Here is a 15472-nt window from a genome sequence, read left to right as displayed (position 1 = left end):
CAAACGATGCATAAGGTTTTCTATGACACAACAGCCACAAGCTAAATACCGCCACGACTACCGTGCGCCGGATTATCTGATAAGCGATATCGATCTGACCTTCGACCTGGATGCCACAAAAACCGTCGTGACGGCGGTAAGCCAGGTGACGCGCCAGAGCGCGACAGCCGTGCCGCTGCGTCTGGATGGTGAAGACCTGACGCTGGTTTCCCTGCATATTAATGATGAAGCCTGGTCAGACTATAAAGAAGAAGGCAACCAGCTGGTCATCGACAACCTGCCGGAACGCTTTACCCTGCGCATCGTGAATGAAATCAGCCCTGCCGCCAATACCGCGCTGGAAGGGCTTTACCAGTCAGGCGTAGCCCTGTGCACCCAATGTGAAGCCGAAGGGTTCCGCCACATTACCTGGTATCTGGATCGCCCGGACGTCCTGGCGCGCTTTACCACCAAAATTATTGCCGACAAAACGCTGTACCCGTACCTGCTTTCCAACGGCAACCGGATTGGTGAAGGGGAACTGGAGAATGGCCGTCACTGGGTACAGTGGCAGGATCCGTTCCCTAAACCCTGCTACCTGTTTGCGCTGGTGGCGGGCGATTTCGATGTTCTGCGCGACACCTTTAAAACGCGCTCTGGCCGTGAAGTCGCGCTGGAGCTGTTCGTGGACCGTGGCAACCTTGACCGCGCCCCGTGGGCAATGACCTCCCTCATCAACTCCATGAAGTGGGATGAAACGCGCTTTGGCCTCGAATATGACCTCGACATCTATATGATCGTTGCTGTCGATTTCTTCAATATGGGCGCGATGGAGAATAAAGGTCTTAACATCTTCAACTCCAAATACGTGCTGGCGCGTACCGATACCGCAACGGATAAAGATTACCTCGATATCGAACGCGTTATCGGCCACGAATATTTCCATAACTGGACCGGGAACCGCGTCACCTGCCGCGACTGGTTCCAGCTGAGCCTGAAAGAGGGCTTAACCGTCTTCCGCGATCAGGAGTTCAGCTCCGATCTGGGATCGCGGGCGGTAAACCGCATCAACAACGTGCGCACCATGCGTGGTCTGCAATTTGCAGAAGATGCCAGCCCAATGGCCCATCCGATCCGCCCGGATAAAGTCATTGAGATGAATAACTTCTACACCCTGACGGTGTACGAAAAAGGCGCTGAAATTATCCGCATGATCCACACCCTGCTGGGCGAAGCGAATTTCCAGAAAGGGATGCAGCTTTACTTCGAGCGTCATGACGGCAGTGCGGCCACCTGCGACGATTTCGTCCAGGCGATGGAAGACGCCTCTAACGTGGATCTGTCTCATTTCCGCCGCTGGTACAGCCAGGCCGGTACGCCGATTGTGACGGTCAAAGACGACTACAACCCGGAAACTGAGCAGTACACGCTGACCATCAGCCAGCGCACACCGCCAACGGCGGAGCAGGAAGAGAAACATCCGCTGCACATTCCGTTCAGCGTTGAGCTGTACGACAACGAAGGCAACGTGATCCCGTTACAGAAGGGCGGTCACCCGGTGCATAACGTGCTGAACGTGACCCAGGCAGAGCAGACCTTTATCTTCGATAACGTCTATTTCCAGCCTGTTCCTGCCCTGCTGTGCGAGTTCTCCGCGCCGGTGAAACTCGAATACAAGTGGAGCGATCAGCAGCTGACGTTCCTGATGCGTCACGCGCGCAACGATTTCTCGCGCTGGGATGCGGCACAAAGCCTGCTGGCAACGTACATCAAGCTGAACGTCAACCGTTACCAGCAGGGCCAGCCGCTGACGCTGCCGGTTCATGTGGCAGACGCCTTCCGTGCCATCCTGCTGGATGAGAATATTGACCCGGCGCTGGCGGCTGAAATTTTGACGCTGCCGTCTGCGACTGAAATCGCCGAGCTGTTTGACATCATTGACCCCATTGCGATCGTCGCCGTGCGTGAAGCGCTGACCCGCACGCTGGCGACCGAACTGGCAGATGAATTCCTCGCAATTTACAACGCCAACAAGCTGGACGCGTATCGGGTGGAACATGCGGATATCGGTAAACGTTCCCTGCGCAATACCTGCCTGCGCTATCTGGCATTTGGTGAGGCAGAGCTGGCGAACACGCTGGTCAGCAAGCAGTACCATGAGGCCGATAACATGACGGATGCGCTGGCCGCACTGGCTGCAAGCGTTGCCGCCGAGCTGCCGTGCCGCGATGCGCTTATGCAGGAGTACGACGACAGGTGGCATCAGGATGGTCTGGTAATGGACAAGTGGTTCATCCTTCAGGCCACCAGCCCGGCAGCCGATGCGCTCAGCAACGTACGCAGCCTGCTGAAGCACCGTTCGTTCACCATGAGCAACCCGAACCGCGTCCGCTCCCTGATTGGCGCGTTTGCCAGCAGCAACCCGGCCGCGTTCCATGCTGAAGACGGCAGCGGTTATCAGTTCATGGTTGAAATGCTGACCGAGCTGAACAGCCGTAACCCGCAGGTGGCGTCTCGTCTGATTGAGCCGCTGATCCGCCTGAAACGCTACGATGCGCAGCGTCAGGCGAAAATGCTTGCCGCACTTGAGCAGCTGAAAGGGCTGGAAAATTTGTCTGGCGATCTGTACGAGAAGATTACAAAGGCGCTGGCCTGATGTAAAAAAGCCCGGTGGCGCTTCTGTATGACCGGATACATAGGTAACAGATCAGACCGGGAACATAGGTAACACTTTTCAGTCTATCCGGAGCACACTCTGGGTTTTTCGGTCGTAGTACGCAAGCGTTATTCCATTAAAGATGATGGCCTCCAGGCCATCATCTTGTTCTTCCAGCATGATGTACTCATCAGTCAGCGCTTCACTCAGGAACACCGTCCCCTTTTTCCCCATATAGAGTGTCCCCCTTGATTTCACCCTGTAGACCGTACCTCCTTCCGGATAAGCATATTCAGGAACCCTGCCATCCCAGTGCCGGCCTGAGGGGTGCCATACCGTTCCGGGCGTTGCACCCGCCAGGGCTTCATGCGGCCTTTCGTAGTTAAACTCTTCCCGGTAGCCACTGAACCACCGCTGTTGTTCTTCCATCGTCATAAATATGTTGCCCTGTTTTACTGCACTTTTCAGCGAACGATGCATTCGCTCATGACGGCCGTTTTCTTCCGGATGCCCCTTTCTGATGCGTTCCGGTCTGATGCCCAGCTTTATCAGCCAGACTGCAAGGCGACTTAACCCGGCGATACCTGTTCCTGCGAAAGGCTGACCATTATCCGTTCTCAGGACTTCCGGCAGACCGTACTCCAGGAACGCATCCGTCAGGCACTGCCTGACGAAGGGCTCGCTCTCCCGGTCTGCTCCCCGGCAGCTCAGAAGATACCGGCTGTGATTGTCGGTGAGGGTGAAGGGATGACAGTATTTCCGGCTCAGCAGCCTGAACTTGCCTTTAAAATCAGCGCTCCAGACCTGATTGTTCTCACTGATGATGGTCAGGGGCTGGCGATTGCCCGGGGTTCTGCGTTTTCGCTTTTTATCCGGAACCAGGCCTTCACGCTTGAGGATATCGCCGATAGTACTGGCAGCGGGGACGGTAAAATCGACGTGATGATTGAGCAGCCACATCCGCAGTTTTTTGGGGCCCCAGTCAGGGTGTTTTTGCCTCAGGGCCGTAAGCTGCCCGGCGATATCATCAGGAACTGTCCGGGAGTGGGAGTGCGGAGCACGCGACCGGTCAGAGAGAGATGACAGGTCAGAGGGGTCAAAACGCTGAAGCCATTTGTAACCGGTTTTTCGACTGATGCCGAAGAGACGGCAGAGGGCAGAAAAAGAATCCGTACCTGCATGGCAGGCACGGATAAAATCAAGGCGTTGCATAGGTCGGGTCTCAGTCCAGGGCATAGCGAGTCTCCTCTTCTATGCCAGTTATAACTGTTACCCATGTATCCGGTCTAAAGTGTTACCCATGTTTCCGGTTCATACCCTTCGCTTACCGGGCCTACGATTTGCCCTTGCGCCGTGCTCCCTGTTGAAGAGGGCCGGGGTGAGGGCATCAGGCATTAGCCTTTATCCGCTGAATCTCCGCTTCTCCACGTTTCATCACTCTATCCAGCACTTCCGCCTCCAGCTCCGCCAGTCTGGCCGATCCCACCCGGCGAGGACGTGGAATATCCACCGTTAGATCCAGACCAATTTTACCCTCTTCTATTAACAGCACCCTGTCTGCCATTGCCACAGCTTCGCTTACGTCATGCGTCACCAGCAGCACCGTAAAGCCGTGCGTCTGCCAGAGGGTTTCAATCAGATCCTGCATCTCGATCCGCGTCAGGGCATCAAGCGCGCCGAGCGGTTCATCAAGCAGCAGCAGGCCGGGACGATGAATCAGCGCGCGTGCCAGGGCCACGCGCTGCTTTTGTCCACCCGAGAGGGCCGCAGGCCACTCTCCCGCACGATTCTCCAGCCCGACGGCGGCGAGTGCCTGCCGGGCGTCCTCCCGCCAGCTGCCCTTCAGGCCCAGCCCGACGTTATCCATCACCGTTTTCCACGGCAGCAGACGCGCGTCCTGAAACATCATGCGCGTATCATCCTGAATCGTGGACAGCGGCGTGGTGCCTGCCAGAATGTCACCGCTGTTTGGCGCCTCCAGCCCGGCTAAAAGACGCAGCAGGGTACTCTTGCCGCCACCGCTGCGGCCAACAACGGCCACAAACTGTCCGGCAGGAATATGCAGATCCAGTGCATTCAGAATGGTGTTGTCGCCGTAGCGTTTGGTCACGCCGTTCAGCAGTAACGGTGTTCCCTGGTTCAGTCGTGCAGTATTCATGCTTTCGCCTCCTGAGCGGTGTAGGCCGGGTTCCAGCGCAGCCAGCTACGTTCCAGCCACTGGGCGCTGACGTCCGCAAGTTTGCCAAGCAGGGCATAAAGGATAATGGCAACCACCACCACGTCCGTTTGCAGGAACTCGCGGGCGTTCATCGCCAGATAACCAATGCCGGAGTTGGCCGAAATGGTTTCCGCCACGATCAGGGTTAGCCACATCAGGCCGAGCGCAAAACGCACCCCAACCATAATGGAGGGCAGGGCGCCCGGCAGGATCACATGGGTAAACAGGGCAAAACCTGACAGGCCATAGCTGCGGGCCATCTCAACCAGACCGCGATCGATATTGCGGATCCCATGCCAGGTATTGATATAAATCGGGAATAATGTTCCCAGCGCCACGAGGAAAATTTTGGCGCTCTCATCAATGCCGAACCACAGGATAACCAGCGGAATAAGCGCCAGATGCGGCACGTTACGCAGCATTTGAACGGAGGTATCCAGCAGCCGCTCACCCCAGCGGGACAGGCCGCTGACCAGCCCCAGCGTCAGGCCGATGCTCCCGCCAATCGAAAAGCCGATTACCGCGCGCCAGGAGCTGATGGCAAGATGTTGCCACAGCTCACCGCTGGCGCTTAGCGACCAGAACGCTTCCACAACGCCCTCCGGAGAGGGCAAAATACGGCTCGACAGCCAGCCAGTTGAAGACGCCAGTTGCCAGACGAGGACAATGCCGACGGGCAGAAACCACGGTGCGGCGCGCAGCAGCCATTTTTGTGCGGTTGAAGACATGGTGGCTCCTTAACTTTGCGCGACTTTTCTCGGGATAAACGCATTCGCCACGGCTTCGCCCTGCAACTGAAGCTGACGTGGCTGCGGAATCTCCGGGATAGCGACATCCAGGTGCGGGAAGAGCAGTTCACCCACCTTGTAGGCCTCCTCCAGATGCGGGTAGCCAGACAGGATAAAGCTGTCGATCCCCAGCGCCGCGTATTCATTAATGCGTGCCGCTACGGTTGGACCGTCGCCGACCAGCGCCGTACCGGCGCCGCCGCGCACCAGACCCACCCCGGCCCACAGGTTCGGGCTGATCTCAAGATTTTCACGCTTGCCGTTGTGCAGGGAGGCCATTCGGTGTTGGCCCACGGAGTCGGTTTTGGCAAACGCCGCCTGTGCTTTGGCGATAGTGTCGTCGTCCAGATGAGCGATCAGACGGTCGGCGGCTTGCCAGGCCTCGTCGTTGGTTTCGCGTACGATCACGTGCAGGCGAATGCCGAAGCGCACCGTACGGCCATGTTCTGCGGCTTTGGCGCGTACCTGAGCAATTTTCTCTTTAACCAGCTCCGGTGGCTCGCCCCAGGTCAGATAGAGATCGACCTGCTCAGCCGCCAGCTCCTGCGCCACGTCCGACGATCCGCCGAAATAAAGGGGAGGGCGCGGCTGTTGTACCGGCGGGAAGTAGAGTTGCGCATCGCGAACGTGAATATGTTTTCCTTCGAAGGTGACGGTTTCCCCTTCCAGCAGACGTCGCCAGACGCGGGTGAACTCTGCGGAGGCTTCATAGCGCTCGGTATGATCGAGAAAAACGCCATCGCCCGCCAGCTCCTGCGGATCGCTGCCCGTCACCAGGTTGAACAGCGCGCGGCCGTTGGAGAGCCTGTCCAGCGTTGCCGCCTGGCGTGCCGCGACGGTGGGCGACACCACGCTTGGGCGCAAGGCTACCAGGAATTTCAGGCGCTGGGTGACGGGGATCATCGACGCGGCAACCAGCCACGCGTCCTCACATGAACGGCCCGTCGGGATCAGCACCCCGGTAAAACCGATGCGGTCTGCCGCCTGGGCGATCTGCTGTAGATAGCCGTGATCGACCGGGCGGGCGCCTTCTTCTGTGCCAAGATAGTGTCCATCACCGTGGGTGGGTAAAAACCAGAAAAGATTCAGACTCATGATTTTTTTCCTTCAATGCCAGCGGGTTGCCAGATGCGTTCGCGAATATTCACCTGCTTTGGAACCAGGCGGTTTTGATAAAAGAGGTCTGCCGTTTGCTGCTGGAGGGCGGCAACGTGGGCGTCAACCGGCGCTATGGTGGTGGGAGGACGGTGGTCAAGATAGGTGGCGATCACCGGTTCAGGCAGGCCCATGGTTTTTGCCAGTAGCGTGATGCTCTGCTGACGCTGGCTTTGGGTCAGCGCATCGGCCTGAGAGAAGGTATCCAGCACCTGCTGAATAAATGCGCCATTTTTTTCAGCGTAAGGACGTGCCGCCAGGTAGAACGAACCGGTTTGTTTCAGGGTGGTGCCGTCTTTCAGCACCCGCACACCGCCCTGCAACAGTGCGGCGGAGTAGTACGGATCCCAGATAGCCCAGGCATCAACATTTTTTTGCTGAAACGCCGCGCGCGCATCGGCAGGCGTCAGGTAAACGGGCTGGATATCGGTGAATTTAAGGCCGGCCTCCTGCAACGCGCGCAGCAGCAGGTTGTGCGAGCTGGAACCTTTCTGGAAAGCAACCTTATGGCCTTTGAGATCGGCGACGCTTTTGATCTCGCTGTTTTCCGGCACCAAAATAACCTCTGCCTTCGGCTTGGCGGGCTCAACGCCAACGTAAACCAGATCCGCCCCGGCCGCCTGGGCAAAGATCGGCGGGATATCGCCGGTGCTGCCTAAATCAATACTCCCGACGTTCAGCGCCTCCAGCATCTGCGGTCCGGCAGGGAACTCGACCCATGAGAATTTGGTCTGCGGGAAACGTTTCTCCAGCAACGCATGGCTTTTCGCCAGCACCATGCTGACGCTGCCTTTCTGATAACCGATACGCAGGCTCTCCGGCGTTTTCTCCGCCGCCTGAGCCAGCGATGCCACTGCCAGCAGACCTGCCAGCCCGATACGGGTAACTGTTTTAAACATGCGCCACTCCTTGTGATTGATGAAATGCCGCCGCGTGGCGATCCCGACGATTAAGGGCGTGCCAGAAGGTTTCAAGCGCGCTGTCGAGGCGGGTTTGCAGATTCGGCGTGAAATGCGGTTTATGCTGGTAGTCGATTACCTGTGAGTCGTCAGCGAAGACGCCATGCAGGATCTCCTGCGCTTTCAGCGCGTTCAGAACCGGCTTGAGGGCATAATCCACCGCCAGTAAATGGGCTACCGTACCGCCTGTGGCCAGCGGCAGGACGACCTTACCGTCCAGCGCGCGCTCGGGCAGCAGATCGAGCAGCGTTTTCAGTGCACCGGAAAAAGAGGCTTTATAAATTGGTGTCGCGACGACCAACCCGTCAGCACGCTTAAGTTGTTCGATCAGGGTTTTCAGCGCCGGGCTGTCGAAACGGGCGTAGAGCAGATCTTCAGGCGCGAAATTGTGCAAATTCCAGTGACACACTTCGACATCCAGAGCATTAAGCTTTTCGCGAGCGTATTCCAGCAGTGCGCTGGATCGAGAGGGGAAGCGGGGGCTTCCGGCCAGGGTAATGACGCGCATGGTTGCTCCTTATAACTAATTGTTTGCTTTTATCTAACATTCATAACAATTTTCAGGAGTGTGACATTGCGTGGTTATTCCACTAAATGATTTATCCTCAGGATGAATGCAGAAAAAAGCATAAGAAGCGAACCGATAAGTAAACGATTGCGTTTTACATGGCTTTTTTTGCCACAGGTCAATTCCCTTTCCGGGCGGGATCGCACATAATCCCCTCCCGGTTTGCACACCGGGAATCCAGGAGAGTTCATGTACTACCCCTTCGTTCGTAAAGCCCTTTTCCAGCTCGATCCTGAGCGCGCTCATGAATTTACATTTCAGCAGTTACGTCGTATTACAGGAACGCCTCTGGCCGCGCTGGTGCGTCAAAACGTGCCGGAAAAACCTGTCCAATGCATGGGCCTGACGTTCAAAAATCCACTGGGCCTTGCGGCCGGACTGGACAAAAATGGCGAATGCATTGATGCACTCGGCGCGATGGGCTTTGGCTCGATCGAAATCGGGACAGTGACGCCGCGTCCGCAGCCGGGAAATGACAAGCCACGTCTGTTCCGCCTGGTTGAAGCCGAGGGGCTGATCAACCGCATGGGCTTTAATAACCTTGGCGTCGATCATCTGGTTGAGAACGTTAAGAAAGCCCATTTTGATGGTGTGCTGGGTATTAATATTGGCAAAAATAAAGACACGCCCGTCGAGCAGGGTAAAGATGACTATCTGATTTGTATGGAAAAAGTCTATGCCTATGCCGGTTATATCGCGGTGAATATATCCTCGCCTAACACGCCAGGGCTGCGTTCATTACAATATGGCGAAGCGCTTGACGATCTTCTTAGCGCCATTAAAAATAAACAAACGGCACTACAGGCGATCCACCATAAATATGTTCCGGTCGCGGTTAAGATCGCCCCGGATCTTTCGGCAGAGGAATTGATCCAGGTTGCCGACAGTTTAGTTCGCCATAATATTGATGGTGTGATTGCGACCAATACAACGCTCGATCGCTCCCTCGTCCAGGGAATGAAAAACTGTGACGAAGCGGGTGGATTAAGTGGCCGTCCGGTACAATTAAAAAGCACCGAAATTATTCGCGCACTCTCCGCGGAATTAAAAGGCCAGCTGCCGATTATTGGCGTGGGTGGCATTGACTCCGTCATCGCTGCACGTGAGAAGATGGCGGCAGGGGCTTCACTGGTGCAAATTTATTCCGGCTTTATTTTTAAAGGGCCGCCATTGATTAAAGAAATTGTCACGCATATCTAATCTTTTCTCTTAATCAGACAACCAGGGCTTTATTTCCAGCCCTGGTTGTTTTATATTCCGTCATTGTTGCTTATTTAGACATTATAGTCTTTTATTACTAGTGTTATAAGCGAAGCGGCAAACAGGACATTTTTAGTACAGGACGTTTTGGGGACGGGAGAGAAACATGCGAATTAAACCTGACGATAACTGGCGCTGGTATTTTTGTGACGAGCATGACCGTATGATGCTCGACTTAGCCAATGGCATGTTGTTTCGCTCTCGTTTTGCGCGCCGAATGTTAACGCCAGACGCGTTTGCTCCCTCAGGCTTTTGCGTTGACGACGCTGCACTCTATTTCTCTTTTGAAGAAAAATGCCGCGACTTCAATCTCTCCAAAGAACAGCGCGCTGAACTGGTACTAAATGCGCTGGTGGCGATCCGTTTCCTGAAACCACAAATGCCGAAAAGCTGGCATTTCCTCGCGCACGGTATGAGCTGGACCCCGGCTATCGGCGATGCGGCCAGCGTCAATCTGAGCGATACCGAAGAAGAGGTGAATCTGCTGGTGGTTGAACCCGGTGAAAACGCTGCGCTCTGTTTGCTGGCCCAACCCGGCGTGACCATTGCCGGGCGAGTCATGCAGTTAGGTGATGCCATCAAAGTGATGAATGACAGGCTGAAGCCTCAGCTGCGCGTCGATTCCTTCAGCCTCGAACAGGCGGTTTAAGCTTCCAGCTGTACGGATGTTTTCGGTACACAGCTACAGCACAGGATCGTGCCGTCACTGCCAATCGCAGATTTCTTCAGGGCACTCACTTCACCATCGACCAGTTTAATGCGACAGCATCCGCAAATCCCCGCGCGACAGGAATAAGGTACGCGGATACCCGCCTGCTCCAGCTGTTCCAGTAGCACCTGCTGATTGTTACCACGAATAACTTTGCCTTCCCAGTGAATATCCACCGCGGAAGCGACGTTGGTGACAACGTCAACCATTTCTTCTTCCTGGCCTGCGCCGTACACTCTTGCAGGCCCGCGGGTAAGAATTTCGACCTCGTCGCCCACGCGGATTACGCCGCTGGAGCGGGGGATCAGGTTCTGGCCGAAGTCGACATCACCGTTATCCTGCGCGGTACGAAATGACTGCAAGGTTTTCAGCGGTTCGCCGGAAGGGTGTTTCTGGCCTTTCTCCGGGCTGACGGTGGTAAAAATACAGCGGCTGCACGGCTTCACGACATCAAAGATAACGCTGCCGATGCGGATCACTTTCCAGGTATCTTCATCCCAGGCATCCGCTCCGGTCACCACCAGATTCGGGCGAAACTGCTCCATCTGCACGCTGGCTTTGCAACGGGTTTGTAAATCACGCAGCGAGGCCTCGCTGGTCAGCAGGAAGGGAAAACCATCCGCAAAGGAGAGGGGAACCGCGTCGTGGCGTTTCACGCGACGAGTCAGCGCAGGCCCAACCCAGCGCAGCTGAACGTCACGTGAGAAAAAGCCGCTCAGCCACTGGTTAATGTTATCCGGCGCGATACGCGCGGTAAAATGATTGCCCCACACTTCCGTTGGCGCATCAACCGGCGCAAAATCAGCAAAGCGGATCACGACGCTTGAACCGTCTGGCGCGGTCAAATGCAATCCGTCATGAAGCGGGGAAGGCGTAAAGCGAACCATCTGCGGGAACTGACGTGCGGTGATGAACGTACCGTCAGGCTCGGTGATCATAAAAATACGATCGAAGGCGAATCCGCTCATATCGGCCAGCGCGTGCGTCACGCCGATACCGCGCATGGATTTCACCGGATGAATAAAAAGCCTGGATAACGTCGCCACTGCACACTCCCGCTAAATAAAATAAGCCTTCAACTTTATGACATACACGCCATATTAGCTATAATGCGCGACAATTTTCTATGAGTAAAAGTGACGATATGAATTCTCTGTTTGCCAGTACGGCCCGTGGGCTGGAAGAGCTGTTAAAAACTGAACTGGAAACCCTGGGCGCGAAAGAGTGCCAGGTGGTTCAGGGTGGTGTCCATTTTGAGGGCGACACGCGGCTTATTTACCAGAGCCTGATGTGGAGCCGTCTGGCGTCGCGCATCATGCTGCCGATGAAAGAGTGCAAGGTCTACAGCGATCTTGATCTCTACACCGGTGTACAGATGATCGACTGGACAGAGATCTTCACCCCGGACGCCACCTTTGCGGTGCATTTCAACGGCGTCAACGATGAGATCCGCAACAGCCAGTACGGTGCCCTGCGCGTCAAAGACGCCATTGTGGACTGCTTCACGCGTCGTAATAAAGAACGTCCGAACGTTGATCGTGAAAACCCGGATCTGCGTATCAACGTCTGGCTGAACGGCGATACTGCCAGTATTTCCCTGGATCTGAGCGGCGCAGGCCTGCATCTGCGCGGCTATCGCGATCGCACCGGCATGGCCCCAATCAAAGAGACACTGGCCGCCGCTATCGTGATGCGCTCCGGCTGGCAGCCGGGTACGCCGCTGCTCGATCCAATGTGCGGTTCCGGTACGCTGCTGATTGAAGCCGCGATGCTGGCCACCGACCGCGCGCCAGGGCTGCATCGTGGACAGTGGGGCTTCAAAGGCTGGGCGCAGCACGATGAAGCCCTCTGGAAAGAGGTCAAAGACGACGCGCAGACCCGTGCCCGTAAAGGGCTGGCGGAGTACACCTCTCACTTTTACGGTTCGGACAACGACCCACGGGTGATTGAACGCGCGCGCAGCAACGCCCGTCGTGCCGGTATCGGTGAGCTGGTGACCTTCGACGTCAAAGATGTGGCGAACCTGACCAATCCGCTGCCAAAAGGCCCGTACGGTACGGTGATCAGCAACCCGCCGTATGGTGAGCGTCTTGGCAGCGAGCCAGCGCTGATTGCGCTACACAGCCTGCTGGGCCGCAACATGAAAGCGCATTTCGGCGGCTGGAACCTCTCCCTGTTTAGCGCCTCGCCGGAGCTGCTGAGCTGCCTGCAATTACGTGCCGATCGCCAGTTCAAGGCGAAAAACGGCCCGCTGGACTGCGTGCAGAAAAACTACCATCTGGCAGAGATAGCAGCGGACAGCAAACCGTCTGGCGTGGCGGAAGATTATGTCAACCGTCTGCGCAAAAACCTGAAGAAATTTGAGAAGTGGGCGAAGCAGGAAGGCATCGAATGTTATCGCCTTTACGACGCTGACCTGCCGGAATACAACGTGGCGGTTGACCGCTATGCAGACTGGGTGGTGGTTCAGGAATACGCCCCGCCGAAAACCATTGATGCGCAAAAAGCGCGTCAGCGTATGCTGGATGTGATTGCGGCCACCATCGCCGTACTCGGCATTTCGCCAAACAAGCTGGTGCTGAAAACCCGTGAGCGTCAGAAAGGCAAAAACCAGTATCAGAAGATGGGCGAGAAGGGCGACTTCATCGAAGTGGGCGAATATAATGCGCGCCTGTGGGTTAACCTGACCGATTACCTTGATACCGGTCTGTTCCTCGATCACCGCATCGCCCGCCGCATGCTGGGCCAGATGAGCAAGGGCAAAGACTTCCTGAACCTGTTCTCCTATACCGGCAGCGCCAGCGTTCATGCAGGGCTTGGTGGGGCGCGTAGTACCACCACGGTCGATATGTCCCGTACTTATCTGGAGTGGGCAGAGCGCAACCTGCGTCTTAACGGCTTAACCGGTCGTCAGCATCGCCTGTTACAGGCCGACGTGCTGGGCTGGCTGCGCGATACCGACGAGCAGTTTGACCTTATCTTTATCGATCCGCCGACCTTCTCTAACTCCAAGCGTATGGAGGATAGCTTTGACGTTCAACGCGATCACCTGCGCCTGATGACCGACCTGAAGCGTCTGCTGCGTAAAGGCGGCACCATTATGTTCTCGAATAACAAGCGCGGATTCCGCATGGATCACGACGGCCTGGCCGAACTGGGACTGAAAGCACAAGAAATCAGCCAAAAAACGCTGTCTCAGGACTTTGCCCGTAACCGTCAAATCCACAACTGCTGGCTGATCTCCGCGGTCTGAAAGGAAAAATAAATGTCTTTAATTAGTATGCACGGCGCGTGGCTCTCTTTCAGCGACTCACCGCTTCTCGATAATGCAGAGCTGCATATCGAAGATAACGAGCGCGTCTGTCTGGTCGGCCGTAACGGCGCAGGTAAATCGACGCTGATGAAAATCCTCAACCGTGAGCAGGGGCTGGACGACGGCCGTATTGTTTACGAGCAGGATCTGGTCGTCTCTCGTCTGCAACAGGATCCGCCGCGTAACGTTACCGGCAGCGTGTACGATTTTGTGGCTGAAGGAATTTCAGAGCAGGCGGAATACCTCAAGCGCTACCACGAGATTTCGCATCTGGTCATGACCGACCCGAGCGACAAAAATCTCAACGAGCTGGCAAAAGTGCAGGAGATGCTCGATCACCACGGCCTGTGGCAGCTGGAAAACCGCATTAACGAAGTGCTGGCTCAGCTTGGCCTGGAAGCGGATATGGAGCTGTCGGCGCTCTCCGGCGGCTGGCTGCGTAAAGCCGCGCTGGGCCGTGCCCTGGTGAGCGGGCCCAGGGTACTGCTGCTGGACGAACCAACGAACCACCTGGATATCGAAGCGATTGACTGGCTGGAAGGGTTCCTGAAAACTTTCAATGGCACCATTATCTTCATCTCCCACGACCGTTCGTTCATCCGCAACATGGCCACGCGCATTGTCGACCTCGACCGCGGCAAGCTGGTGACCTATCCGGGCGATTACGATACCTATCTGCTGGAGAAAGAAGAGAACCTGCGCGTGGAAGAGCTGCAAAACGCCGAGTTCGACCGCAAGCTGGCGCAGGAAGAGGTATGGATCCGTCAGGGCATCAAGGCGCGTCGTACCCGTAATGAAGGCCGCGTTCGCGCCCTGAAGGCGATGCGCCGCGAACGTAGCGAACGCCGTGAAGTCATGGGTAGCGCCAAAATGCAGGTGGAAGAGGCGTCCCGCTCGGGCAAGATTGTCTTCGAAATGGAGAACGTGAGTTATTCGGTTGACGGCAAAGTGCTGGTGAACGATTTCTCCGCACAGGTTCAGCGCGGCGACAAAATTGCGCTTATTGGTCCAAACGGCTGCGGCAAAACCACGCTGTTGAAACTGATGCTGGGCCAGTTGCAGGCCGACAGCGGTCGTATTCACTGTGGTACCAAGCTGGAAGTAGCGTACTTTGACCAGCATCGCGCAGAGCTGGATCCGGACCGTACGGTGATGGACAACCTCGCTGAGGGCAAACAGGAGGTAATGGTTAACGGCAAGCCGCGTCACGTGCTGGGCTACCTTCAGGACTTCCTGTTCCACCCAAAACGCGCCCTGACGCCTGTGCGCGCGCTGTCCGGCGGTGAGCGTAACCGTCTTTTGCTGGCGCGCCTGTTCCTGAAACCCAGTAACTTACTGATTCTCGATGAACCGACGAACGATCTGGATGTCGAAACGCTGGAACTGCTGGAAGAGTTGATTGATGGCTATCAGGGAACCGTGATGCTTGTCAGCCACGATCGTCAATTTGTCGATAACACCGTGACCGAGTGCTGGATCTTCGAAGGCGAAGGACGCATCGGTCAATATGTGGGCGGCTATCATGACGCGCGTGGACAGCAATCGCAGTCGCTGGCGCAAAAACAGGCGAAGACCAAAAATGTCGCTGAACCTGTTGTTGTGAAAGCAGAAACTGTCAAAAAGTCTCCTGCTAAAATGAGCTATAACTTGCAGCGCGAGCTGGAAGGGCTGCCGCAGCGTCTGGAAGACCTGGAAGCGGCACTGGAAGCACTGCAAATTCAGGTCGCTGATGCGTCATTCTTTACGCAGCCTCACGACTATACTCAGAAAGTATTGGCTGAACTCTCCCAGGCCGAGCAGGCGCTGGAAGAGGCATTTGAGCGCTGGGAGTACCTTGAGTCTCTGAAAAACGGCGCATAAACAGGGA

General features: G+C 56.1%; 12 protein-coding genes. 5 read left to right on the top strand and 7 right to left on the bottom strand.

Translation table 11 applies throughout. The features are described 5' to 3' along the window. Positions 1-22: 22 nt before the first annotated feature. The gene (gene pepN / locus L350_RS13950; protein WP_032624525.1) at positions 23-2635 is read left to right on the top strand and encodes an aminopeptidase N; all 2613 of its coding nucleotides are present in this window, start codon (positions 23-25) and stop codon (positions 2633-2635) included. A 78-nt stretch (positions 2636-2713) separates the two neighbouring features. Here the strand turns inward: pepN and L350_RS13955 are convergent, their stop codons facing one another. The 6 genes from L350_RS13955 to ssuE all read right to left on the bottom strand — a co-directional run bounded on the left by L350_RS13955 (position 2714) and on the right by ssuE (position 8263). Continuing rightward, positions 2714-3871, bottom strand: a complete 1158-nt coding sequence (locus tag L350_RS13955) for a DDE-type integrase/transposase/recombinase (RefSeq protein ID WP_032624508.1) — start codon at positions 3869-3871, stop codon at positions 2714-2716. 151 nt (positions 3872-4022) lie between these two features. Further along, on the bottom strand, positions 4023-4793 hold the full coding sequence (ssuB, locus tag L350_RS13960) for an aliphatic sulfonates ABC transporter ATP-binding protein (RefSeq protein ID WP_022647644.1): 771 nt from the start codon (positions 4791-4793) through the stop codon (positions 4023-4025). After that, complete coding sequence (gene ssuC, locus L350_RS13965) at positions 4790-5581, bottom strand: aliphatic sulfonate ABC transporter permease SsuC (RefSeq protein WP_032624524.1); 792 nt, start codon at positions 5579-5581, stop codon at positions 4790-4792. Before ssuC ends, ssuB begins: the two co-directional genes overlap by 4 nt. 9 nt (positions 5582-5590) lie before the next feature. Further along, complete coding sequence (ssuD, locus tag L350_RS13970; protein WP_017384817.1) at positions 5591-6736, bottom strand: FMNH2-dependent alkanesulfonate monooxygenase; 1146 nt, start codon at positions 6734-6736, stop codon at positions 5591-5593. After that, positions 6733-7695, bottom strand: coding sequence for a sulfonate ABC transporter substrate-binding protein (locus tag L350_RS13975; RefSeq protein WP_022647646.1), 963 nt, complete (start codon positions 7693-7695; stop codon positions 6733-6735). The genes ssuD and L350_RS13975 overlap by 4 nt, the downstream gene beginning before the upstream one ends. Beyond that, entirely contained in the window at positions 7688-8263 is a 576-nt protein-coding gene (gene ssuE, locus L350_RS13980) for an NADPH-dependent FMN reductase (protein ID WP_022647647.1), read from the bottom strand. Before ssuE ends, L350_RS13975 begins: the two co-directional genes overlap by 8 nt. Before the next feature lie 249 nt (positions 8264-8512). Here ssuE and pyrD point away from each other — a divergent pair, with 249 nt between their 5' ends. After that, positions 8513-9523, top strand: a complete 1011-nt coding sequence (gene pyrD, locus L350_RS13985) for a quinone-dependent dihydroorotate dehydrogenase (protein WP_015570907.1) — start codon at positions 8513-8515, stop codon at positions 9521-9523. 166 nt (positions 9524-9689) lie between these two features. After that, positions 9690-10232 carry a cell division protein ZapC gene (gene zapC / locus L350_RS13990; RefSeq protein WP_023299740.1) on the top strand — a complete coding sequence of 181 codons (543 nt, stop codon included), beginning with the start codon at positions 9690-9692 and terminating at the stop codon, positions 10230-10232. Here the strand turns inward: zapC and L350_RS13995 are convergent. Then, positions 10229-11338, bottom strand: coding sequence for a YcbX family protein (locus L350_RS13995; protein ID WP_032624523.1), 1110 nt, complete (start codon positions 11336-11338; stop codon positions 10229-10231). The genes zapC and L350_RS13995 overlap by 4 nt on opposite strands. A 98-nt stretch (positions 11339-11436) precedes the next feature. On the opposite strand from L350_RS13995, the gene rlmKL reads away from it, so the two are divergent. Together rlmKL and L350_RS14005 are read left to right on the top strand one after the other, a co-directional pair. Continuing rightward, entirely contained in the window at positions 11437-13545 is a 2109-nt protein-coding gene (rlmKL, locus tag L350_RS14000) for a bifunctional 23S rRNA (guanine(2069)-N(7))-methyltransferase RlmK/23S rRNA (guanine(2445)-N(2))-methyltransferase RlmL (RefSeq protein WP_032624907.1), read from the top strand. Between the two features lie 12 nt (positions 13546-13557). Further along, a complete protein-coding gene (locus L350_RS14005) occupies positions 13558-15465 on the top strand; it encodes an ABC transporter ATP-binding protein (protein WP_032624522.1) in 1908 nt (635 codons plus the stop codon). Positions 15466-15472 lie beyond the last annotated feature (7 nt).

It is taken from the genome of Enterobacter sp. MGH 4 (assembly GCF_000534735.1).
Classification (GTDB): Bacteria; Pseudomonadota; Gammaproteobacteria; order Enterobacterales; family Enterobacteriaceae; genus Enterobacter; species Enterobacter intestinihominis.
The sequence above is the reverse complement of the archived record's forward strand: the minus strand, read 5'-3'. Positions and strand labels throughout refer to the sequence as shown.

Bases quoted from the DNA above. Each gene is read 5' to 3' on its own strand.
- pepN (WP_032624525.1), top strand. From the start codon at position 23: ATGACACAACAGCCACAAGCTAAATACCGCCACGACTACCGTGCGCCG.
- L350_RS13955 (WP_032624508.1), bottom strand. From the start codon at position 3,871: ATGCCCTGGACTGAGACCCGACCTATGCAACGCCTTGATTTTATCCGT.
- ssuB (WP_022647644.1), bottom strand. From the start codon at position 4,793: ATGAATACTGCACGACTGAACCAGGGAACACCGTTACTGCTGAACGGC.
- ssuC (WP_032624524.1), bottom strand. From the start codon at position 5,581: ATGTCTTCAACCGCACAAAAATGGCTGCTGCGCGCCGCACCGTGGTTT.
- ssuD (WP_017384817.1), bottom strand. From the start codon at position 6,736: ATGAGTCTGAATCTTTTCTGGTTTTTACCCACCCACGGTGATGGACAC.
- L350_RS13975 (WP_022647646.1), bottom strand. From the start codon at position 7,695: ATGTTTAAAACAGTTACCCGTATCGGGCTGGCAGGTCTGCTGGCAGTG.
- ssuE (WP_022647647.1), bottom strand. From the start codon at position 8,263: ATGCGCGTCATTACCCTGGCCGGAAGCCCCCGCTTCCCCTCTCGATCC.
- pyrD (WP_015570907.1), top strand. From the start codon at position 8,513: ATGTACTACCCCTTCGTTCGTAAAGCCCTTTTCCAGCTCGATCCTGAG.
- zapC (WP_023299740.1), top strand. From the start codon at position 9,690: ATGCGAATTAAACCTGACGATAACTGGCGCTGGTATTTTTGTGACGAG.
- rlmKL (WP_032624907.1), top strand. From the start codon at position 11,437: ATGAATTCTCTGTTTGCCAGTACGGCCCGTGGGCTGGAAGAGCTGTTA.
- L350_RS14005 (WP_032624522.1), top strand. From the start codon at position 13,558: ATGTCTTTAATTAGTATGCACGGCGCGTGGCTCTCTTTCAGCGACTCA.